This window comes from Micromonospora sp. SL1-18 (assembly GCF_047921505.1).
GTDB lineage: Bacteria > Actinomycetota > Actinomycetes > Mycobacteriales > Micromonosporaceae > Micromonospora.
In genome coordinates this window covers 14,160-32,494 of sequence record NZ_JBLROA010000069.1, presented here as the reverse complement: position 1 = coordinate 32,494, position 18,335 = coordinate 14,160, and the positions used below count along the sequence as shown (strand labels likewise).

Here is an 18,335-nt window from a genome sequence, read left to right as displayed (position 1 = left end):
TTGGGCTATCACCGGGGCCGAGCACCACAACATGCCCTCGATCGCCTCGTCCGCGCCGGCTGTGCTGCTCGCGCATCTGGCCGCACGGACGAGCACGATCCGGCTCGGCTCGGGCGGAGTGATGCTGCCCAACCATGCGCCGCTGGCGGTGGCCGAGCAGTTCGGCACCTTGGAGGCGCTGCACCCGGGTCGGATCGACCTGGGGATCGGCCGGGCGCCGGGCACCGACCAGGTGACCGCGTTGGCGCTGCGCCGGAGCATGGAGGGGCTGTCGGCCGAGCATTTTCCCCGGGAGCTGGCCGACCTGATGAACTACTTCAGCGGCGCCGAGCCCGGCCCGATCACCACCACCCCCAGCAGGGGCCAGTCGCCGGCGGTCTGGCTGCTCGGGTCGAGCGGGTTCAGTGCCCAGCTCGCCGGGCTGCTCGGGCTGCCGTTCTCGTTCGCGCACCATTTCAGCGCGCGGAACACGCTGCCGGCGCTGCAGCTCTACCGGCAGAGCTTCCGCCCGTCACGGTGGCTGGAGCGGCCGTACGCGATGGTCGCGGTGAACGCGGTCTGCGCGGAGACCGACGAGCGGGCGGAGTGGCTGGCCGGACCGGCCGGGCTGTCCTTCCTGAAGCTGCGCTCCGGGCGGCCGGAGCCCTTGGCGACGCCGGAGGAGGCGGCGGCCTACCCGTACTCGGAGCTGGAGCGGGAGTTCGTGGCCCAGCGCCGGGAGGGGCAGGCGACCGGTTCGCCGGAGACGGTGGCCCGGCAGCTCGGCGCGCTGCTGGAGCGCACCGGCGCGGACGAGCTGATGCTCACGACGATGGTGTACGACGTGGCCGACCGGATCCGCTCGTTCGAGCTGATCGCCGAGCGGGTGGCCGGTGGTCTGCGCCGAAACGACTGAAACATGCTCTTCACAGCCCCGTCACCCCGCAGTCGCGCGGCGCCTCTAGTTTGGTGACCGGTGGTGGTACGGCATTCCCGGTCGGGACGGGTCGGGAGTGCCGCGGTGTGGCGCGCCGGGCCGCCGTCGCGGGTTCCGCGGCTGGCGGCCCGGTGCCTACGCGTCCGGGCCGGTCCCGCCCGACGCCCCGATCGGGACCGGCCGGCGAGGCTCAGCGCCCCGGTCGGGGCCGGCCGGCGATGCTCAGCGCAGGTAGATGTTCGGTGCGGGCGGGGTGGTCATGCCGTCGCCGAGGTGGAACCCGGGGTGCGGCGGCTGGTTGTAGGCGGTGTTCTGCCAGGCGATGGCGACCCGGTACTGCGGGTCGTGCATCAGGGTGTGGATGCGCAGGTTGGTCGGCGTCGGTGTGCTGTAGATGCGCAGCGCGGTGCTGTCGCTGGTGCGCCAGACCACCTCTTCCCGCCAGTCGCCGAGGATGTCGTTTCGCGGAGGTCAGGCACGCGGCGAAGGGGCCGGCCTGCCCGGGCCGGCGGGAGAGGTACGCCGCGCTGACGGTGACGGTGACGGTGACGGTGGACGAAAGTGATCGACGCCCATGATTCGGCTCCGCGCATGGGCATCGTAGGACGACGCTTTCGGCCGGCACAACCACCACGGCGGCCCCTTGCTCCGGCCGGGCCGGTCCTGATCGACTCCAGGCATGGCTGAGCACATGGACCCGGAGGAGTTCCGCCGCGCCGGGCACGCCGTGGTGGACTGGATCGCCGACTACTGGAAGACGGTCGGTCAGCGGCCGGTGACCTCGCAGGACCCGCCCGGCACGGTGGCCGCCGCGCTGCCCGCCGGGCCGACCGAGCAGGGCGAGCCGGTCGAGGCCGTCCTGGCCGACCTGGACCGCATCGTCGCCCCCGGGCTGACCCACTGGCAGCATCCGGGCTTCTTCGGCTACTTCCCGGCCAACACCTCCGGGCCGAGCGTGCTCGGCGACCTGGTCAGCTCCGGGTTGGGGGTGCAGGGGATGCTCTGGGCGACCGGCCCGGCCTGCACCGAGCTGGAGACGGTGCTGCTGGACTGGCTCGCCGGCCTGCTCGACCTGCCGGAGCGGTTCCGCTCGACCGGCCCCGGCGGCGGGGTGATCCAGGACTCCGCCTCGTCGGCGACGCTGGTCGCCACCCTGGGCGCGCTGCACCGGGCCAGCAAGGGACGCTGGCGCTCCGACGGCATCGACCGGCGCTACCGCGCGTACACCTCGACGCAGGGACATTCCTCGATCGAGAAGGCGGCCCGGATCGCCGGGCTGGGCGCCGACGGGGTACGGGCGATCGAGGTGGACCCGGCGACGCAGGCGATGCGGCCGGCGGCCCTGCGGGCGGCGATCGAAGCGGACCTGGCCGTCGGGGTGGTGCCGGCGATCGTGGTTGCCACCATCGGCACGACGTCCACCACCGCGGTCGATCCGTTGCCGGAGATCAGCGCGATCTGCGCCGAGTATGGCGTCTGGCTGCACGTCGACGCCGCGTACGCGGGCGCGGCGGCGGTCTGCCCGGAGCTGCGCTGGTCGCACACCGGGGTGGAGTACGCCGATTCGTACTGCTTCGATCCGCACAAGTGGCTGCTCACCGGCTTCGATTGTGACGCGTTCTGGGTGGCCGACCGGGGCGAGCTGATCGAGGCGCTGACGGTGATGCCGGAGTTCCTGCGCAACGCGGCGACCGAGTCCGGGGCGGTGATCGACTACCGGGACTGGCAGGTGCCGCTGGGTCGCCGGTTCCGGGCGCTCAAGCTCTGGTTCGTGCTGCGCTGGTACGGCGTCGAGGGGTTGCGCGCGCACATCCGCTCGGGGGTGGCGCTCGCGGACCGTTTCGCCGCGCGGGTCGCCGCCGACGACCGGTTCGAGCTGGCCGCGCCGCATCCGTTCTCGCTGGTCTGCTTCCGGCTGACCGTCGGCGACGAGGCGAGCGCCGAACTGCTGCGTCGGGTCAACGCCACCGGGCGGGTGCTGCTGACCCACACCCGAATCGAGGGGCGGTACGCGCTGCGCCTGGCGGTCGGTTCCCCGCTGACCACCGAGCAGCACGTCGACGAGGCGTGGGACCTGCTCGCCACGGCGGCCGGCGACCTGCTCGCGGCCTGACCGGGTCACCCGTTTGCGGGATGTGGCGGTGTCGGTGACTGGCGGAGGCCGCCGTTTGCGCGATCTGGAGTGGATCAGCTGAGCGGCGCGCCGGCGACCGGTGCGGTCGCGGCCCGGGCGGCGAGGGCGGCCTCGGTGATGGCCCGGGCCTGGCGGGTACGGCGCAGCGCCCGCACCGCCAGCGCCAGCGCGACCAGCCAGCCGGCGCCGAGCACCGCGTAGACCAGGGATGGGACGGGGCCGCCCAGTTCGCCGACGCGCAGCAGCGCCCGGGCGTTGGTCAGCACGATCACCCCGCCGATGGTCGCGCCGAGCAGCTGGGCGGGGACGATGCGGACCAGCCAGGCGGCGATCGGCGCGGCGATCAGGCCGCCGATCAGCAGTGCGGCCACGGTGGACAGCAGGAAGCCCTCGGAGCCGAGTCCGATGAGGAATCCGGCGCTGGCCGCGCCGGCCACCAGGAACTCGGCCGTGTCGACCGAGCCGATGACCTTTCGCGGCTCCATCCGGCCGGAGACCAGCAGCGCCGGGGTGGCGACCGGGCCCCAGCCCCCACCGCCGGTGGCGTCGATGAATCCGGCCACCAGCCCGAGGGGGGCGAGGAAGCGGCCCCGCAGGCGGCCGGCGGCCCGGTTGGCGCGCAGTGGCCGGGCGAAGCGGATCAGCAGGTACGCGCCGAGGGTGAACAGGATTGCGGCCATCCACGGGGCGGCGGCCTCGGTCGAGATGGAGCTGAGGAAGGTGGCGCCGGCGAACGCGCCGATCGCGCCGGGCATTGCGATCCGGGTGACCACCCGCCAGTCGACGTTGCCGAACCGCCAGTGCGACACCCCTGCGGCGAGCGTGGTGCCGATCTCCGCCAGGTGCACCGAGGCGGACGCGGCGGCCGGCGCCACCCCGGCGAAGAGCAGCAGGGTGGAGGAGGTGAGGCCGTACGCCATGCCGAGCGCGCCGTCGACCAGCTGCGCGGCGAGCCCGACCAGGGCGAGGATCAGCAGCTTTCGCACAAGCGCCCCCGGCTTATCGAGATCTCCTATCGACTTGGTCGACAATGCGACACGGAGGGGTTCCGGTCAAGCCCTCCATCCACATGCTGGGACGCGCCGGACGGGCGCGGCTCAGTCGCCGCACCCCGGATGCCGGGGCGGCGCGAGGCCGACGGTCAGCTCCAGGCCCTCGGGTCGGCGACGAGCTCGTTGACCCGGCCGGGCAGCGCGCCGCTGGCCACGTCGGCGAGGGTGACCAGCTCGAGGATCTCCCGTTCGCTGGCCCGCAGGGCGATCCACACCTCCTGCAGCGCCCGGGCCGCACCCTGGTAGCCGAGCTGCTCCGGACGCTGGCCACGGACGTGCGCCAACGGGCCGTCGATCACCCGGATCACCTCGGCGAGGGAGATCTCCGCGGCGGGCCGGGCCAGCCAGTAGCCGCCCTCGGGGCCACGCTGGGCGTGCACGATCCCGCTCCGGCGCAGCTGAAGCAGGATGCTCTCCAGGAACTTCGGCGGGATGTCCTGTGCACGGGCGATCTGCTCGGCGGTCACCGGCCGGCTCCGCCCGCCCGCCGCGCCGACGACCACCGCGCCCACCGCGGCCAGCTCGGCGGCCGCGCGGAGGGCATAGTCGACCCGGGCGGAGAGACGCATGCCGGCAAGGTTAACCCCCTGCCCAGCAGCCCGACCCCTCGCCCCTCGCCCAGGCGATCAGGCGCCGACCCGGCGAAGCAGCCCCTCCTGCACGGCGCTGGCGATGTGCCGGCCGTCGGTGGTGAACATCCGGCCGGTAGCCAGCCCGCGGGCGCCGGAGGCGGACGGGCTCCAGCAGTCGTAGAGGAACCACTCGTCGGCACGGAAGGACCGGTGGAACCAGAGCGCATGATCCAGGCTCGCGCCCACCACTCCCCCGGGCCCCCAGACCTCGCCGTGCACCGAGAGCACCGAGTCGAGCAGGGTCAGGTCCGAGGCGTACGCCAGGGCGCAGGCGTGCAGCAGCGGATCGTCGGGCAGCTGGCCGTCGATGCGCATCCAGACCCGCTGGTGCGGCTCGGCGGGGCGGTCGCCGGGACGTACCCAGCCGGGCTCACCGACGTAGCGGACATCGATCGGGCGCGGGATCCGACCCCAGATGCCGAGCCGCTCCGGGTAGCGGGCGAGCCGGTCGGCCATGGTCGGGACCTGGTCCGGCCCGGGTACCTCCGGCGGGGCCGGCGCATGGTGGTCCAGCCCCTCCTCCTGCCGCTGGAACGACGCCGACATGAAGAAGATCGGCTGGTCGTGCTGGAGCGCGACCGACCGGCGCACCGAGAAGGAGCGGCCGTCCCGGATGTTCTCCACCTGGTATTCGATCGGCTCGACCGGGTCGCCGGGGCGGACGAAGTAGCCGTGCAGAGAGTGCACGAAACGCTCGGGGTCGACGGTGCGGCCGGCGGCGACCAGGGCTTGGCCGGCGACCTGACCGCCGTACACCCGCTGCGGGCCGACCGGCGGGCTCATCCCCCGGAAGGTCATCTCGCCGGTGTGGTCCAGGTCCAGCACCGCCAGGAGCTGGTCGACCGCCGCCTGGCCGGTCGCCACCGGCTCGCTCACGGGGTCACCTCAGTTCGCGACTGCGGGGCTCGCAAACCCGGCTCACTCCTCGCGCTCACGGGGTTCGCTCGCTCCGCTCGCTCACTGCAACGCCCGCGCGGAGGCGGCGTCGACCAGTGAGCCGAGCTGGTGCACGCGCAGCGTGTTGGTGGAACCGGGGGTGCCGGGCGGGCTGCCCGCCACGATCACCACGTAGTCGCCGGGGTTGGCCCGGTTGAGGCCGAGCAGCGCCTGGTCGACCTGGCGGAACATGTCGTCGGTGTGCGCGACGAAGGGCATCAGGAACGTCTCGACGCCCCAGGAGAGGGCGAGCTGGTTGCGCACCTCGGGCACCGGGGTGAACGCCAGCAGCGGCAGGTCACAGTGCAGCCGGGCGAGCCGCTTGACGGTGTCACCGGTCTGGGAGAAGGCGACCAGCGCCTTGGCGCCGATGGCCCGGGCGATCGAGGACGCGCCGACGGTGAGCGCGCCACCGTGCGTACGCGGGTCGTGCTGCAGGCGCGGCACGGCGATCGAGCCGGACTCGGTGGTCTGGATGATCTTGGCCATGGTGCTGACCGTGAGCACCGGGTACTTGCCGACGCTGGTCTCGCCGGAGAGCATCACCGCGTCCGCGCCGTCGAGCACCGCGTTGGCCACGTCCGACGCCTCGGCGCGGGTCGGCCGCGAATTCTCGATCATGGAGTCGAGCATCTGGGTGGCCACGATGACCGGCTTGGCGTTCTCCCGGCACAGCTGCACGGCCCGCTTCTGCACCAGCGGCACCTGGTCCAGCGGCAACTCGACGCCGAGGTCGCCACGGGCGACCATGACACCGTCGAAGGCGAGCACGATCGCCTCCAGGTGGTCGACCGCCTCGGGCTTCTCGACCTTGGCCAGCACCGGGCGGAGCACGCCCTCCTCGGCCATGATCGCGTGGACGAGCTTGATGTCCTCGGGCGAGCGGACGAAGGACAGCGCGATCATGTCGACACCCAGGCCGAGGGCGAAGCGCAGGTCCTCGGCGTCCTTCTCCGACAGGGCCGGGACGCTGACCGCCACGTTCGGCAGCGAGACGCCCTTGTTGTTGGAGACCGCGCCGCCCTCGGTGACCAGGCAGCGGATGTCGTTGCCGGTGACGTCGCTGACCTCGACCGCGACCCGGCCGTCGTCGATCAGCAGCCGGTCGCCCGGCTTCACCTCCTGCGGCAGCTTGCGGTAGGTGCAGGAGACCCGATCCTTGGTGCCGAGGATGTCGTCCCCGGTGATCACCACGGAGTCGCCGGTGCGCCACTCGTGCGGGCCGTCGGCGAACCGGCCCAGCCGGATCTTCGGGCCCTGCAGGTCGGCGAGCACCGCGACGGGCCGCCCGGCCGCCTCCGCCGCCTCCCGGACAAGCCGGCAGACCGACTCGTGGTCGGCGTGACTGCCGTGGCTGAAGTTGAGCCTCGCCATGTTCATGCCCGCCTCGACCAGGCCCCGGATACGCTCCGGGGATGAGGTGGCAGGGCCGAGGGTGCAGACGATCTTCGCGCGGCGTGTCACGCCCATCAGGCTAATCTCTCCTCCAGGTCGACCGGTCGGCCGACCCCTTTCGAGCTGGGGAACAGTTGTCCAACGATCCCGCCCAGCGGACAGTGCGCGACGATCGTGTGTGGCGGGCATCGGCGACCGCGCGGCGCAAATCGTACCGCTCGCCGGCATCCCCCGGCGGGGTGCTCTCGGCCGCCCCGCGGGCGCCGTACGAAAGGTGGCGTCGCCCGTCGCTCGGCCGGGTCTCAGCTCCGCGTCATCACCAGCGGGAACTCCAGCGAGCCGGCCGGGCAGAGGAAGGTCAGCACGTCCACCCGGTAGAGCCCGGAATGCACCGTCCCACTCAGCGTCGCACGACGCGGATCGCCGTCGCGGTCGCTCGACCCAACTGCCGGCCGGCGAAGCGTGGTTATCGACGAGCTGCGCCGTTCGTCCTGTCGTACTCCCTGCCTGTCGTCACCGGCCATGGGCACGAGCTGTCAGACGCGCTATCGGTAACCCCGCTTGAGCAGATACTTGGCTCCTGCCTCGAAGCCCTCGGGGCTCAGCACCTCGAAGTCGAAGGCATCGCTGAGCCGGTCGGTCGTGTTGAACGCGACGCAGACTGCCAGCGCGTCCTTGACCTGCTCGCGTGAGACGCCGGCGGACAGCACTTCCCGCATGTCCTCGGCGCTGAGCTTTCCTTCGGCGGTCAGCTTGCCGAGCATCCGCAGCGTCGCCCGCAGCGGCTCTTCCACTGGGGCCGATTCCAGGTCGGCCAGCACCGCCGCGACCATTGGCCCATCCTGGTAGGCCCGCCGAGCGGTCGCGGTGTGCGCGGCCATGCAGAACGCCGACTCGTTCACCTTGGAAACGTAGGCCGCCATCAGCTCCCGGTCGCCTACCGACCAGGCGGACGGCCCGCGCATCGCCTCGTGGGTGAACTCCTTTGCCCGAGCGCCGTAGAAATCGGGCCGGTAGAAGACCAGCTTGGCCGCATCTGGTACCGGATGCCCGGAGAACACCCGGATGAGCGCGAACAGCAGCTTGGTTGCGGGGCTGTAGCCGTGGTTGAGGATGTCGAGGCGCATTATCCGGCCTCTCCGTTGACGGTTGCCTCGGCCAGGGCCGCCAGTCCCGCTTCGTACAGCCGGGCGGACTGGCCGACCGCAGCGCATATCACCAGCTCGAACAGCTGATCCTCGCTGAAGCCCGACGCCTTTGCCGCAGCGAAGTCCGCCTCGGTGACCTGCGTTGGCGTCGTGGCGACCTTGCCGATCAGCGTGTCCAACGGCGGGGACAGGCCGTCGTTGCCGAAGGCACGGGCTCGCTGCTCTGCGGATGCCCTGCCCGCTCCGTTCAGGATGCGATCCACCAGCGCTCGGTGTGCTGCTCGCTTGTTGTCCTCGTCCGGCATGGCGTCCTCCGCCTCGGCTCCATCTCGGCTGTCTGGCCTCATGTATACGACGATCGGCGCGCCCCTGGCCATCGTGTTCGCCGCCCCTGGCCGTGCCCGATAGATCGAGGACTGCACCGGCTGGTCAATCGGGCCGAGGTCCATTGCCGACAGCCGGGATCCCACGGTGACGCGCGCGGATGGCATGCTGTGGGCCGTGCCCACCCCATCCCCTCGGGAGAAGCCGCTCCGGTTGATGCCGTGGTGGCTCGCGCTGGTCGGGTTGCTGATCGCCGTCCTGCTCGGCTGGCTGGTGCTGGACTGGCTGCTCGCCGAGGCCGACCGAGCCGTCCAGCCGGACACCCGGGCGACACTACGCGTCGACGCCATCCGGACCGCCCTCACCGTGGTCGCCGGCACCGGCGGCGGGCTGGCGTTTCTGGTCGCCGCCCGTCGGCAATGGATCAACGAGCGGGCGCAGCGCCACCAGGAGGCCGTCGCCGCCCACGACCAGGCACACCGGGACCGGGTGCAGGCGCACGCCGAGGCGGTCGCCGAGACCGGGCAGCGGCACCAGGATCGGCAGGCGGCGTCCGCCGAGCACGACGCGGCCGAACGACGGCTCACCGAGCTGTACGTCCGGGCCATGGAGCTGGTCGGCAGCGACAACCCCGCGGTACGCCTCGGCGGCCTGCACGCCCTGGAACGGCTCGGTCAGGACAACCCGGGGCAGCGGTCGACGATCGTGGCGGTGCTCTGCGCGTACCTGCGGATGCCGGCGCCGGACGATCCCCGTGAGACGGAGGTACGCCGCACCGCGCAGCGGATGCTCACCCGGCACCTGCGCGCCGACCGCGACGACTGGTGGCCCGGGGTCGGCCTGGACCTGAGCGGCGCCCGGCTGGACGACTTCGACGCCGGCGGCTGCACCCTGGTGGACCTCGACCTCACCGACGCGGTCTGCACCGGCACCACCAGCTTCGCCGGCGCGGTGGTACGCGGACGGATGCGGCTGACGGCCCAGTTCGAGGACGCCGTGTTCGACAACCTGACCGGCGACGCGGAGATCGTGCTGGACGACGCCCGGTTCACCGGCCGGGCGAGTTTCGACGGGGCCGACCTCGGTGGCGAGCTGTCCTGCCACGGGACGAGCTTCGCGCAGGTCTCGTTCCACGGTGCCACACTGCGGCGGACGAGCAGCTTCGACCGGGCCCGCTTCGCCGGCAGCGCCACCTTCCGGGAGGCGGCGTTCCTGAGCGGGCTCTCCGTGGAACACGCCACCTTCGAGGGGTACGCGGGTTTCCGCCGGGCGCGGTTCGCGGACATGGCGCTGTTCCGCTGGACGGAGTTCGGCGGGGAGACCTTGTTCGAGGGCGCCCGCTTCGAGGGCGCGGCCAACTTCGGCCGCGCCGTCTTCCGCGGCCCGGCCAGCTTCGACGGCACCACGCTGGCCCGCCGGCCGCTGGTCGACCAGGCCCGCGCGGCCGCGTCCGCCCCGCACGTGTGGCCGGAAGGTCTGACCGTCGGGCGGCTCGACGCCGAGTGGCTGGTCCTCACCGACTCCTGACCGTCACCGTGAGTGCCGCGCCCAGCATCAGCACGACCCCTGCGGGTACGCCCCGGCGCTCCGCCCGCGGATCACGCCGTCGCTGTTCGGGTCACCGCCTCGGCCGTGGCCCGAAGTGCCGAGGGGTCGTGGTGCTCCGGGTCGACGAGGACGTCGACCGCGACGCCCGGCTCGACCAGCCAGAACGCCTCATCCTCGCCGATCAGGCCGGGGCCGTCGGGGTGCGCGAACTCGGCCAGCTCCACCCCGGCGGGGTCGCGCTCGTGGTACTCGGCGAGGAAGTCGTGGAGCGCGGCGAGGTCGACCAGCCGGTCACCCCGCAGCACATGCACCCGCAGGTCGACGCGGTAGCCCTCGTCGACCTGTCGCTCCCAAACCCGTGTGGCGGAGGTGACATCCTCCCACTCGGTGGCGAAGTCCGACACCTCCGCGCCGACGCCGTGCGGCACGTGGCCGATGCGAAAACCGTCCAGTTCGCCGCCGTCGTGGCCGCCGGGCTCCTCGATGTCGCTCATCGGTGCTCAGTTTCCCAACGCCTGGACCTTGGCGATCGTCTCCTGGACGTGCTGCTTGGCCGGATCACCGCCCTGGGCGGCCTGAGCCAGCGCCTGCCGGTAGGCGTCGATCATGCCGATCAACGGGCCGGCCGCCACTCCCTCCAGCGCGCCGGTCACCAGCGCCCGCGCCTCGGCGGCGTCCTGCGCCGCGGCGGCCGTCTTGGCCTTCGCCTCGTCCAGCTTCTGTGCTGCCGCCGCCAGTTTCGCGATGATCTGCGCCGCGCTCACACACCCTCCCCGAAGTCGCCCATCTCGCTCGGCCGGACCATCACACCGCACCGGCCACACCGGAGCTTACGAGACCACGGCACGCCCCGCGACCGCGTGATCACGGAAACCGGCCCTTAGCGCCCGCGCGGTCACCGGCCTGGAGCGGGAACGACCGACAGCGGGCCCGGACCTGCGAAATCCGGCAGGTCAACCGAGGCGGGCGGCCACCAGGACGACACAGTAGAGCGATGGGGACAGCAACGCGCAGATGACGAAGCCGAGCGGGATGTAGCGCGACGGCGGAGGGCCGCCGATCACCGGTCGGCCCCAGCGGCCCAGGATCAGGTGACCGGCGAGGAACGACAGGAGCGGAATCCCGGTACAGGCCACCGCGAGCACCGCGCCGAGGCCGATCGCCTGGTTCGCCGGGGACAGCGCCGCGACCAGCATGAGCAGCGAACCGACCAGCGCGCAGGCCGCGTAGACCGCGCTGGCCCGGACCGGCGGCGACCAGGTGGGCAGCAACGCCGGCCGGTGCGCGATCGCCTCGGCCTGCTGCCCGTACCGGTCGGCCTCGTCGGCGAGCTGCCCGGCCGCGGCCAGCGCCGCCGCCGGGTCCGCCTCCCCCGCCCGCGACGCGGGCACCGTCCCTTCCCGATACGCCTCGACCCCTGGCCGCCCCGGAGGGGCGGCTGCGCCGCCGGTCACCCCCGCCCCGGTATGGGGTAGCGGTGCCGCACCCGGGGAGGCCAGGGCCGGCACGGTCGGCGCACCTTCCGGGATCGCCGCCGAGGTGGGGCCGCCGACGGCGCGGCCGAGCTGGTCGAGGCGCTGCCCCTGGGCGGCGAGCCGCTGGCCGAGCTGGTCGACGGCGGCGTGCAGGCCGCGACGGCGTTCCGCCTCGGCGGCGACGGCCTGTTCCCCGCCGCGCTGCCGGGCGGAGAGCTCCCGCACCAGGGCGGCGTACTCCTCGAAGCCGGTCACGATTCGTCCCCGTCGCCGACGAAGGGCACGATCAGGCTGGTCCGCTGGTCGTGCCGGTCCACCAGCAGGGCCCGCCCGTCGCGCGGCGTGTAGTCGAGGTCATGCACGCCGAGGTGCAGGCCGAGGTCGGCGCCGGGCACGTTCAGCGCGACCAGGCAGGCCACGTCGTCGCGGTTCTGCGTACCGCCGAGGTCCTCGCCGAGCCGGCGCAGGCCCCGCCACCAGCCGAGCAGGTGCACCCCGTGCGCCGGCCCCTGCCGCAGCACCGCCCGCAGGTCGTCGTGTCCGGAGCGGAAGGTGTCCGGGTCGGCGGCGGCGAGCGCGCCCGAGGCGGCGTCCGCCCCGAACACCACGAGGTAGGTCCGGCCGTCGTGTGGTGCGGGGCCGGTGCCCAGCTCGGCGAGCTGGGCGCGCAGGGCCGGGGTGTCGAGCCGGCGTACCGGGTGGCCGGCGGCGGCCAGGCTCATCGCCAGGTCGTCGGCGCCGTCGGTGGTGCCGGGCGCCAGGGGGGCGAGCAGGAAGCGGGCCGTGCCGGGGGCGTGTTGCCGGGCCAGGCTGAGGGCGGCCGACCGGAGCACGTCCACTCCGGTGGCGGCGGTGCCGACCACCGCCAGGTGCCGGCCGGGGACGGGATCGAAACGGACCGACGCGCTGCTGCCGCTCACGTCGACGGTACGGCCGAGCAGAGCGAGCGGTGGGTCTGCGCCAGGCCGCAGCCCGGCCCAGGTGGGATCGTCGGCCAGCCGGGGCGTCTCGTACCCCCGGAAGACGGTGGGTGGCGGCGAGCCCGCCGGCCGGGCCTGGAACAGCTCGTGCCGCAGCGCGGCCAGGTCGGCGCGGGCCGTGTACGCGTCCGGGAAGCGGACCTCGACGTTCGCGCCGGCCGCGCCGCCAGCGGTGTTGACCACGGCGGTCCCCACCGGCAGCGCCTTCGCGACGTCGTTGACCGGGTCGAGCACGCCGCCCCCGCCGGGCAGCGCCACCCGCATCGGGAACTGGCCGAAGATGGTCTCGGCCCGGCCGTAGAGGGCCTCGATGCCGGTGGTGCTCTGGCTGGACAGCACCAGGTGCAGGCCGTACGAGCGGCCCTTGCGGGCCAGCTCCTCGAGCAGGTCGACGGCCTGCCGGGCGAGGGTGTCGTTGCCGGCGAAGAGGACGTGGAACTCGTCGACCACGGTGACGATCCGGGGTGGCCGGGCGTTCGGCGGCAGGTCGGCGAGTTTGGTGACGCCGTGCTTCTTGAGCAGAGCGGCCCGGCGGGTCAGCTCGGTCCGCAGCTCGCGCAGCACGGCGACGCCGTACTCGCGGTCGGACTCGATGCCGACCGCGCGGGCGTGCGGCAGCCAGGACGGGTCGCGCTCGGTGGGGACGAACTCGGTGAAACTCACCCCCTCCTTGAAGTCGAGCAGGTAGAGCTGGAGCTCGGCCGGGGAGTAGCGGGCGGCCAGCCCGTAGAGCAGATCGAGCAGGAACACCGTCTTGCCGGCGCCGGTCCGCCCGCCGACCAGCCAGTGCGGGGTGGCGTCGTCGAAGGCGAGCGTGACCAGCTCGCGGCCGGACCGGCCCAGCACGGTCCGTAGGCCGTCCCCAGAGGGCTCGGCCCAGCGCCCGGTGGGGAGCAGGTCGGTGAAGGTGACCGCCGCGGCCCGGCGGGTGGCCGCGCCGAGCTGCCTGGCCAGCCCGCTGACGGTGGCGTGCGACGGGTCACCGTCGAGCACGACCGGGGCGGCCAGGCCGGTGCCGTCGGCGCTGAACGGCTGCCCGGGCGGGTCGCCGACCAGCGCGTACCGATCGGTCAGCCGGAGCTGGGTGGCGGCCCCGAGCAGCGGTGGCGCATCGCCCGGACCGGCGGCCGGGTAGCCGGCGAGCAGGACGCAGACCGCGGCGGCGGGGCCTGCGTGGGTGAGCGCGGCCAGCCGGGCCAGCTCCCGGGGCGGCGGGGTGGATGCGACGACGAGCAGCAGCAGCTGCTCGTCGCCCCGGGCGGTCCGCTGCGCGTCCCGGGCGTGCCGTTCCGCCTCGTCGAGCAGCGCGGTGATCTCGGCGGCGGTGGTGGCGGCCGGGGCGAGCACCCCGGCGTCGTGCAGCGGGCGCAGTGGCAGGAACGCGGCGCCGAACGCGGCCGGGTCGATGCCGACGACCCGGACCGTGCCGGCCGGCGCGGCGGCGAGCAGCCGCACCACCACGGCCCGCAGCAGTTCGCCGACCCGGGGGTCGCGGGCGTCGACGTCCACCGCGAGGTGGGTGCCACCGGCCAGCGGCACCAGCACCGGGAAGCCACCGTCCACGGTGGTCGCCGCGCCGATGCGCACCGGTACGGGGGTGGTGGCGGGCCGGGCGGTGCCCGGCGCGGGGGTGGCCAGCTCGGCGCCGAGCCGGGTCAGCCGGGCGACCAGTTCGGGGCTGCCGGGGGCCACCGGCCCGGCGGCGGTCAGCGCCCGCCGCGCGGCCTCCCACCGGCGTACCGCCTGGCGGTGGCAGGCGACCGCCTGCCCGTACACGGTCGCGAGCCTGCCCACCGTCCGCCCTCCGACGCCGCCCGGTCTGCGATCAAGGGAACCCTAACGGACCCACGTCGACCCGGCACAGTACGTGACGCGCGTTCAGGATTTGTCTACTGTTCACCTAGCGGACCCCGGCCGCGCCGGCGGCGTCCCCCGGCCGCCGTTTGCCTGCTGACGGAACCATCGTGAACAGGAAGGCGACGACGTGACCTCCTCTCCCATTTCCCGCCGGTCCATGCTGCGCGGCAGTGCCGCCGGCGCCCTCGGCATCGTGGTGGCCGGCAACCTGGACGTGATCGCAGGACCCGCGGCGGCGCGCGCCGCCGCTCGTCCGGCGGTCGGCTACGGCGAACTCGTTCCGGACCCGGCCGGCCTGCTGGCCCTGCCGCCCGGCTTCTCGTACACGATCGTGGCGCAGGCCGGCGTAACCCTGCTGGAGTCCGGGCAGCCGACGCCGAGCGACGCCGACGGCACCGGCTGCTTCCTCGGCCGCGAGGGCTCGGTGCTGGTGAACAACCACGAGATCGGCGGCAGCGAGCCCTTCCCGGTGCCCGCGCTCGCCGGCCTCACCTACGACCCCGGCGCCCGGGGCGGCACCACCACCATCGAGGTGGACGCGCAGGGCCGGCGGCTGCGCGAGTACGTCAGCGTGGCCGGCACGCACAACAACTGCGCCGGCGGCATCACCCCGTGGGGCACCTGGCTGACCTGCGAGGAGACCGAGCAGCGCAAGGGCGGAAAGTACCTCTACGACCACGGGTACACCTTTGAGGTCGACCCGCACGACCGGTCCGCCAACCAGAACCCGGTGCCGCTGAAGTTCCTCGGCCGGTACGCGCACGAGGCGGTGGCGGTGGACCCGTACACCCACGCGATCTACCTGACCGAGGACGCCGGCGGGCCGAACGGGCTCTACTTCCGGTGGACGCCGCCGGCCGGCTTCCGCGGCGGAAAGGGGGCGCTGCGCGCGCTGGCGCAGCGGCCGGACGGCGACACCGCCGGCAGCCTCCAGGCGATGAGCTGTTACCGGGGCGACAACCACATTGCCGACCTGTCCGAGGCGACCACGCCCGGCACCCGGTACAAGGTGCAGTGGGTCGACGTGCCGGACCGGGACGCGAGGACCGTCTCAGTGCGCAAGCAGTTCACCGACGAGCAGGTGACCCGCAGCCGCAAGCTGGAGGGCGCCTGGTGGGCCGACGGCGGCGCCTACTTCGTGGCCAGCTTCGCCCGGCACTCGGACGGCAGCACCAACGAGCACGACGGCCAGGTCTGGTTCTACGACCCCCGGACCGAGACCGTCACACTGAAGACGATCTTCGGGGTGAACACCGACCCGGACGCCGACAAGGGCAACTTCGACGGGCCGGACAACATCACCGTGTCGCCGTACGGCGGGGTGATCCTGGCCGAGGACGGCGAGGGCGTGTCGCACCTGGTCGGGGTGACCGAGCAGGGCAAGGCGTACCCGCTGGCCCGCAACGAGCTCAACGAAAGCGAGTTCACCGGGCCGACGTTCAGTGCGGACGGGCAGATCCTCTTCGCCTGCATCCAGTCCCCCGGCTACGTCTTCGCGATCACCGGCCCGTGGGGCCGGCCGAGCAACGCCGACCCGGCGGCCGACAACTCCTGAGCGCGTCCGACGGCCGGGGCCACGCCGCGCGGACCGCGAGGGTCGCCGGCTGTGGAGCTGACATCACGAACGACTCAGCCGGGTAGGTCGCCGACGCGGGCGGTCAGCGCGTACCGGCGGTGGGGACCTGCGCCGGCGCCACCGGGTTGGTGCTGGCCTCGACCGCCCGGATGTGCCGGTACGCGAACCAGAGCGGCGGGAACGCGCCGACCGCGAAGGAGAGGTCGACCAGGGTCCAGAACCAGGGGATGTCCCGCACCTGCCCGCAGATCAGGGCCAGCGGCACGATCCCGGCGCAGGCGATCATCCCGAGCTGCACCACCCAGACGTTGCGGACCGGGTCCCGCAACGGCCCCCAGAACGCCACCGCGAGCACCAGGTGGGCGAAGGCCAGCCAGTCTGTGCCGTACAGCATGAACGGGTAGCGGTCACCGGTCTCGACGAGTCCGGTGTGGACCCGCTCGATCCAACCGACCAGCGCCGGGAGCTGGCCGGAGAGCGGGTCGAGCGCCCGGAGCAGCCAGCGCACCTCGATCTCCAGCGGGAACGCGGTCACCCCGCTGACGAACAGACCCACCACCACGACCCACAGCCACCGGCGGATTCGCCGTAGGCGCTCCTCGACGTCCATACCGGCAGCGTAACGATGATCTTCGTGTCGCCGGACTCCTGGCCTGTCCCACGGCCATGACCTCGCTCACTCGGGGCAGAGATCGCGCTCGATCATGGGAGTAGTGCCCTGCCGCGCCACGGGAGGCCACTACTTCCCGGATCGAGCGTGACCTTGGGGCGACGGTGCCGAGCCGGCGACGGCGCAGTCGGGCGCGTGGGCCGCCGTCGCCCGGGACCGACGCCGGGACCAGTGCGGCGCGCAGGCCGCGCACTCCCGGGCCGGGCGGACGGACAGGCCGGCCGCGAGACGCCCGGCCCGGGGGCGCAGCCCGGCGAACCGCGTACCGGTCGGCCGTGGTCCCGCCGGGCGAGGCGCCGGAACCGGGCGCAGGTCGTCGGCCGCCATCGGGCGAATGGCGGTCGCCGGGTGGACGACGCGGACGGCGGTGGCCGCGAACCGGCGTACCGGGCGGCGCACGGCGGGCGTGGCGAGCACCCGGGTGAGCCGGCGACGCAGCCGCCGCTCCCGGAGCCGGTCGAGGGCGAACCCGGCCACGACGGTGGCGACGGTGGTGAGCGTGCCAGCCAGCACCAGGGTCTGCCGGGGCCCGACGTGCTCGGCGAGCCAGCCGAGCAGGGGCGCCCCGACGGCTGCGGAGACCGAGCCGGTGACGGCCAACGCGGCCAGCACCCGCCCGCGCATCGCGTACTCGGTGTCGAGCTGGGCGCGGGCGCCGACCGTGGTGTCGATGACCACCGCCGCCGCCGCGACGGGCAGGATCACCGCGGCGAAGCTCAGCGTGCCCGGGGCCAGGCCGGCAACGATCTGCAGCCCACTGGCCACCAGCCCGGCCCCGACCAGCACGCCGTAGCCGAGTTCCCGGCGGCGGGCGGCAGCCAACGCGCCAACCACGGTGCCGACCGCGAAGACGGTGGAGAGGAAGCCGTAGCCGGACGCGCCGCCGCCCAGCGGTCCGTGGCTCATCGCCGCCATGGTGACCTGGTAGTTGCGGCCCATGCTGCCGAGCACGAAGGACAGCGCCAGGGCCACCAGCACCACCGGCTGGCGCAGCAGGTAGCGGAAGCCGGCCCGGATGCCGCCGTCCGCCGGCGGCGCGTCGGCCGCCACCGGCTCGCCGGTGTGCCGCTCCCCCTCCCGTACGGCGAACAGGGCCGCGACGACCGCGACGAAGCTGGCGGCGTTGACGGCGAAGAGCAGCGCGGGGCCGACGGCGGCGACCACGACGGCGCCGACGCTCATGCCGAGGATGCGGCCGGCGGAGTTGGTGAGCGAGCCGAGGGCGAGGGCGTTGCCGAGGCTCTCCCGGTCAACCAGGGTCGAGCACCAGCGGCCCATCACCGGGCCCTCGATCGCCGACACCGCCCCGGTGACCAGCGAGATCGCGTAGATCGCGGGCAGCCCGCCGGCACCGGTGAACGCGACCAGGGCCAGCCCGGCGGCGAGGCAGGCGTGGGCGGCCTGGGCGACGATCAGCAGCGGTTTGGCGGGCAGCCGGTCGGCCAGCGCGCCGCCCCAGGCGCTGAGCACCAGCATCGGCAGCGCCTGGAGCAGGACGGCGAACCCCATGGAGGTCGCGGACCCGGTCTGCGCCAGCACGTACCAGTTGACGCCGAGAACCTGCATCCAGGTCCCGATGACCGACGCGAAACCGGCGGCGGCCCAGATCCGGTAGTTGCGATGGCGCAGCGCGGCGAACATGGCGCCGAGGGCCATGAGGATTTCCCCGTCCAGAGTGGTGACACGACGAAA

Annotated in this window: 16 protein-coding genes and 1 pseudogene; 4 read left to right on the top strand and 13 right to left on the bottom strand. The window is 73.5% G+C overall.

Features of this window, described 5'->3' with window-relative positions:
• The coding region (locus ACNAW0_RS25295) for an LLM class flavin-dependent oxidoreductase (protein WP_416290501.1) at positions 1 to 895 on the top strand (895 nt) is incomplete at its 5' end.
• Positions 896 to 1,138: 243 nt separating this feature from the next.
• On the opposite strand, the pseudogene ACNAW0_RS25290 reads toward ACNAW0_RS25295, so the two are convergent.
• Positions 1,139 to 1,375 (bottom strand): annotated as a pseudogene (locus tag ACNAW0_RS25290) (rhamnogalacturonan lyase); the annotation flags it as partial.
• Positions 1,376 to 1,595: 220 nt separating this feature from the next.
• Here ACNAW0_RS25290 and ACNAW0_RS25285 point away from each other — a divergent pair.
• A complete protein-coding gene (locus ACNAW0_RS25285) occupies positions 1,596 to 3,029 on the top strand; it encodes a pyridoxal-dependent decarboxylase (RefSeq protein ID WP_416290500.1) in 1,434 nt (477 codons plus the stop codon).
• A 74-nt stretch (positions 3,030 to 3,103) separates the two neighbouring features.
• On the opposite strand, the gene ACNAW0_RS25280 is transcribed toward ACNAW0_RS25285, so the two are convergent.
• The 6 genes from ACNAW0_RS25280 to ACNAW0_RS25255 all read right to left on the bottom strand — a co-directional run bounded on the left by ACNAW0_RS25280 (position 3,104) and on the right by ACNAW0_RS25255 (position 8,722).
• On the bottom strand, positions 3,104 to 4,036 hold the full coding sequence (locus tag ACNAW0_RS25280) for a sulfite exporter TauE/SafE family protein (RefSeq protein ID WP_416290498.1): 933 nt from the start codon (positions 4,034 to 4,036) through the stop codon (positions 3,104 to 3,106).
• 155 nt (positions 4,037 to 4,191) lie between these two features.
• Positions 4,192 to 4,671, bottom strand: coding sequence for an RrF2 family transcriptional regulator (locus tag ACNAW0_RS25275; protein ID WP_416290497.1), 480 nt, complete (start codon positions 4,669 to 4,671; stop codon positions 4,192 to 4,194).
• A gap of 57 nt (positions 4,672 to 4,728) precedes the next feature.
• Positions 4,729 to 5,610, bottom strand: coding sequence for an acyl-CoA thioesterase (locus ACNAW0_RS25270; protein ID WP_416290496.1), 882 nt, complete (start codon positions 5,608 to 5,610; stop codon positions 4,729 to 4,731).
• A gap of 81 nt (positions 5,611 to 5,691) precedes the next feature.
• Positions 5,692 to 7,140, bottom strand: a complete 1,449-nt coding sequence (gene pyk / locus ACNAW0_RS25265) for a pyruvate kinase (RefSeq protein WP_416290495.1) — start codon at positions 7,138 to 7,140, stop codon at positions 5,692 to 5,694.
• A gap of 470 nt (positions 7,141 to 7,610) precedes the next feature.
• Positions 7,611 to 8,192: a carboxymuconolactone decarboxylase family protein gene (locus ACNAW0_RS25260; protein ID WP_416290494.1), complete on the bottom strand. Its 582-nt coding sequence runs from the start codon at positions 8,190 to 8,192 to the stop codon at positions 7,611 to 7,613.
• The gene (locus ACNAW0_RS25255) at positions 8,192 to 8,722 is read right to left on the bottom strand and encodes a hypothetical protein (protein WP_416290493.1); all 531 of its coding nucleotides are present in this window, start codon (positions 8,720 to 8,722) and stop codon (positions 8,192 to 8,194) included. Before ACNAW0_RS25255 ends, ACNAW0_RS25260 begins: the two co-directional genes overlap by 1 nt.
• Between ACNAW0_RS25255 and ACNAW0_RS25250 the strand changes: the two genes are divergently transcribed.
• A complete protein-coding gene (locus ACNAW0_RS25250; RefSeq protein WP_416290492.1) occupies positions 8,715 to 10,064 on the top strand; it encodes a pentapeptide repeat-containing protein in 1,350 nt (449 codons plus the stop codon). The two genes, ACNAW0_RS25255 and ACNAW0_RS25250, sit on opposite strands and share 8 nt — an antisense overlap.
• 71 nt (positions 10,065 to 10,135) lie before the next feature.
• Here ACNAW0_RS25250 and ACNAW0_RS25245 read toward each other — a convergent pair whose 3' ends face one another.
• The 4 genes from ACNAW0_RS25245 to ACNAW0_RS25230 all read right to left on the bottom strand — a co-directional run bounded on the left by ACNAW0_RS25245 (position 10,136) and on the right by ACNAW0_RS25230 (position 14,334).
• The gene (locus ACNAW0_RS25245; protein ID WP_416290491.1) at positions 10,136 to 10,579 is read right to left on the bottom strand and encodes a hypothetical protein; all 444 of its coding nucleotides are present in this window, start codon (positions 10,577 to 10,579) and stop codon (positions 10,136 to 10,138) included.
• Between the two features lie 6 nt (positions 10,580 to 10,585).
• Positions 10,586 to 10,849 carry a DUF6244 family protein gene (locus ACNAW0_RS25240; protein WP_416290490.1) on the bottom strand — a complete coding sequence of 88 codons (264 nt, stop codon included), beginning with the start codon at positions 10,847 to 10,849 and terminating at the stop codon, positions 10,586 to 10,588.
• Positions 10,850 to 11,038: 189 nt separating this feature from the next.
• A complete protein-coding gene (locus ACNAW0_RS25235) occupies positions 11,039 to 11,815 on the bottom strand; it encodes a hypothetical protein (RefSeq protein WP_416290489.1) in 777 nt (258 codons plus the stop codon).
• Positions 11,812 to 14,334 (bottom strand): FtsK/SpoIIIE domain-containing protein, encoded by a 2,523-nt coding sequence (locus tag ACNAW0_RS25230; protein ID WP_416290488.1) that lies wholly within the window; start codon positions 14,332 to 14,334, stop codon positions 11,812 to 11,814. Before ACNAW0_RS25230 ends, ACNAW0_RS25235 begins: the two co-directional genes overlap by 4 nt.
• A gap of 190 nt (positions 14,335 to 14,524) precedes the next feature.
• On the opposite strand from ACNAW0_RS25230, the gene ACNAW0_RS25225 reads away from it, so the two are divergent.
• The gene (locus tag ACNAW0_RS25225; RefSeq protein ID WP_416290487.1) at positions 14,525 to 15,952 is read left to right on the top strand and encodes an alkaline phosphatase PhoX; all 1,428 of its coding nucleotides are present in this window, start codon (positions 14,525 to 14,527) and stop codon (positions 15,950 to 15,952) included.
• Positions 15,953 to 16,055: 103 nt separating this feature from the next.
• Here the strand turns inward: ACNAW0_RS25225 and ACNAW0_RS25220 are convergent, their stop codons facing one another.
• Together ACNAW0_RS25220 and ACNAW0_RS25215 are read right to left on the bottom strand one after the other, a co-directional pair.
• Positions 16,056 to 16,583, bottom strand: coding sequence for a hypothetical protein (locus tag ACNAW0_RS25220; RefSeq protein WP_416290486.1), 528 nt, complete (start codon positions 16,581 to 16,583; stop codon positions 16,056 to 16,058).
• A 129-nt stretch (positions 16,584 to 16,712) separates the two neighbouring features.
• Positions 16,713 to 18,299, bottom strand: a complete 1,587-nt coding sequence (locus tag ACNAW0_RS25215; RefSeq protein ID WP_416290485.1) for an MFS transporter — start codon at positions 18,297 to 18,299, stop codon at positions 16,713 to 16,715.
• Positions 18,300 to 18,335 lie beyond the last annotated feature (36 nt).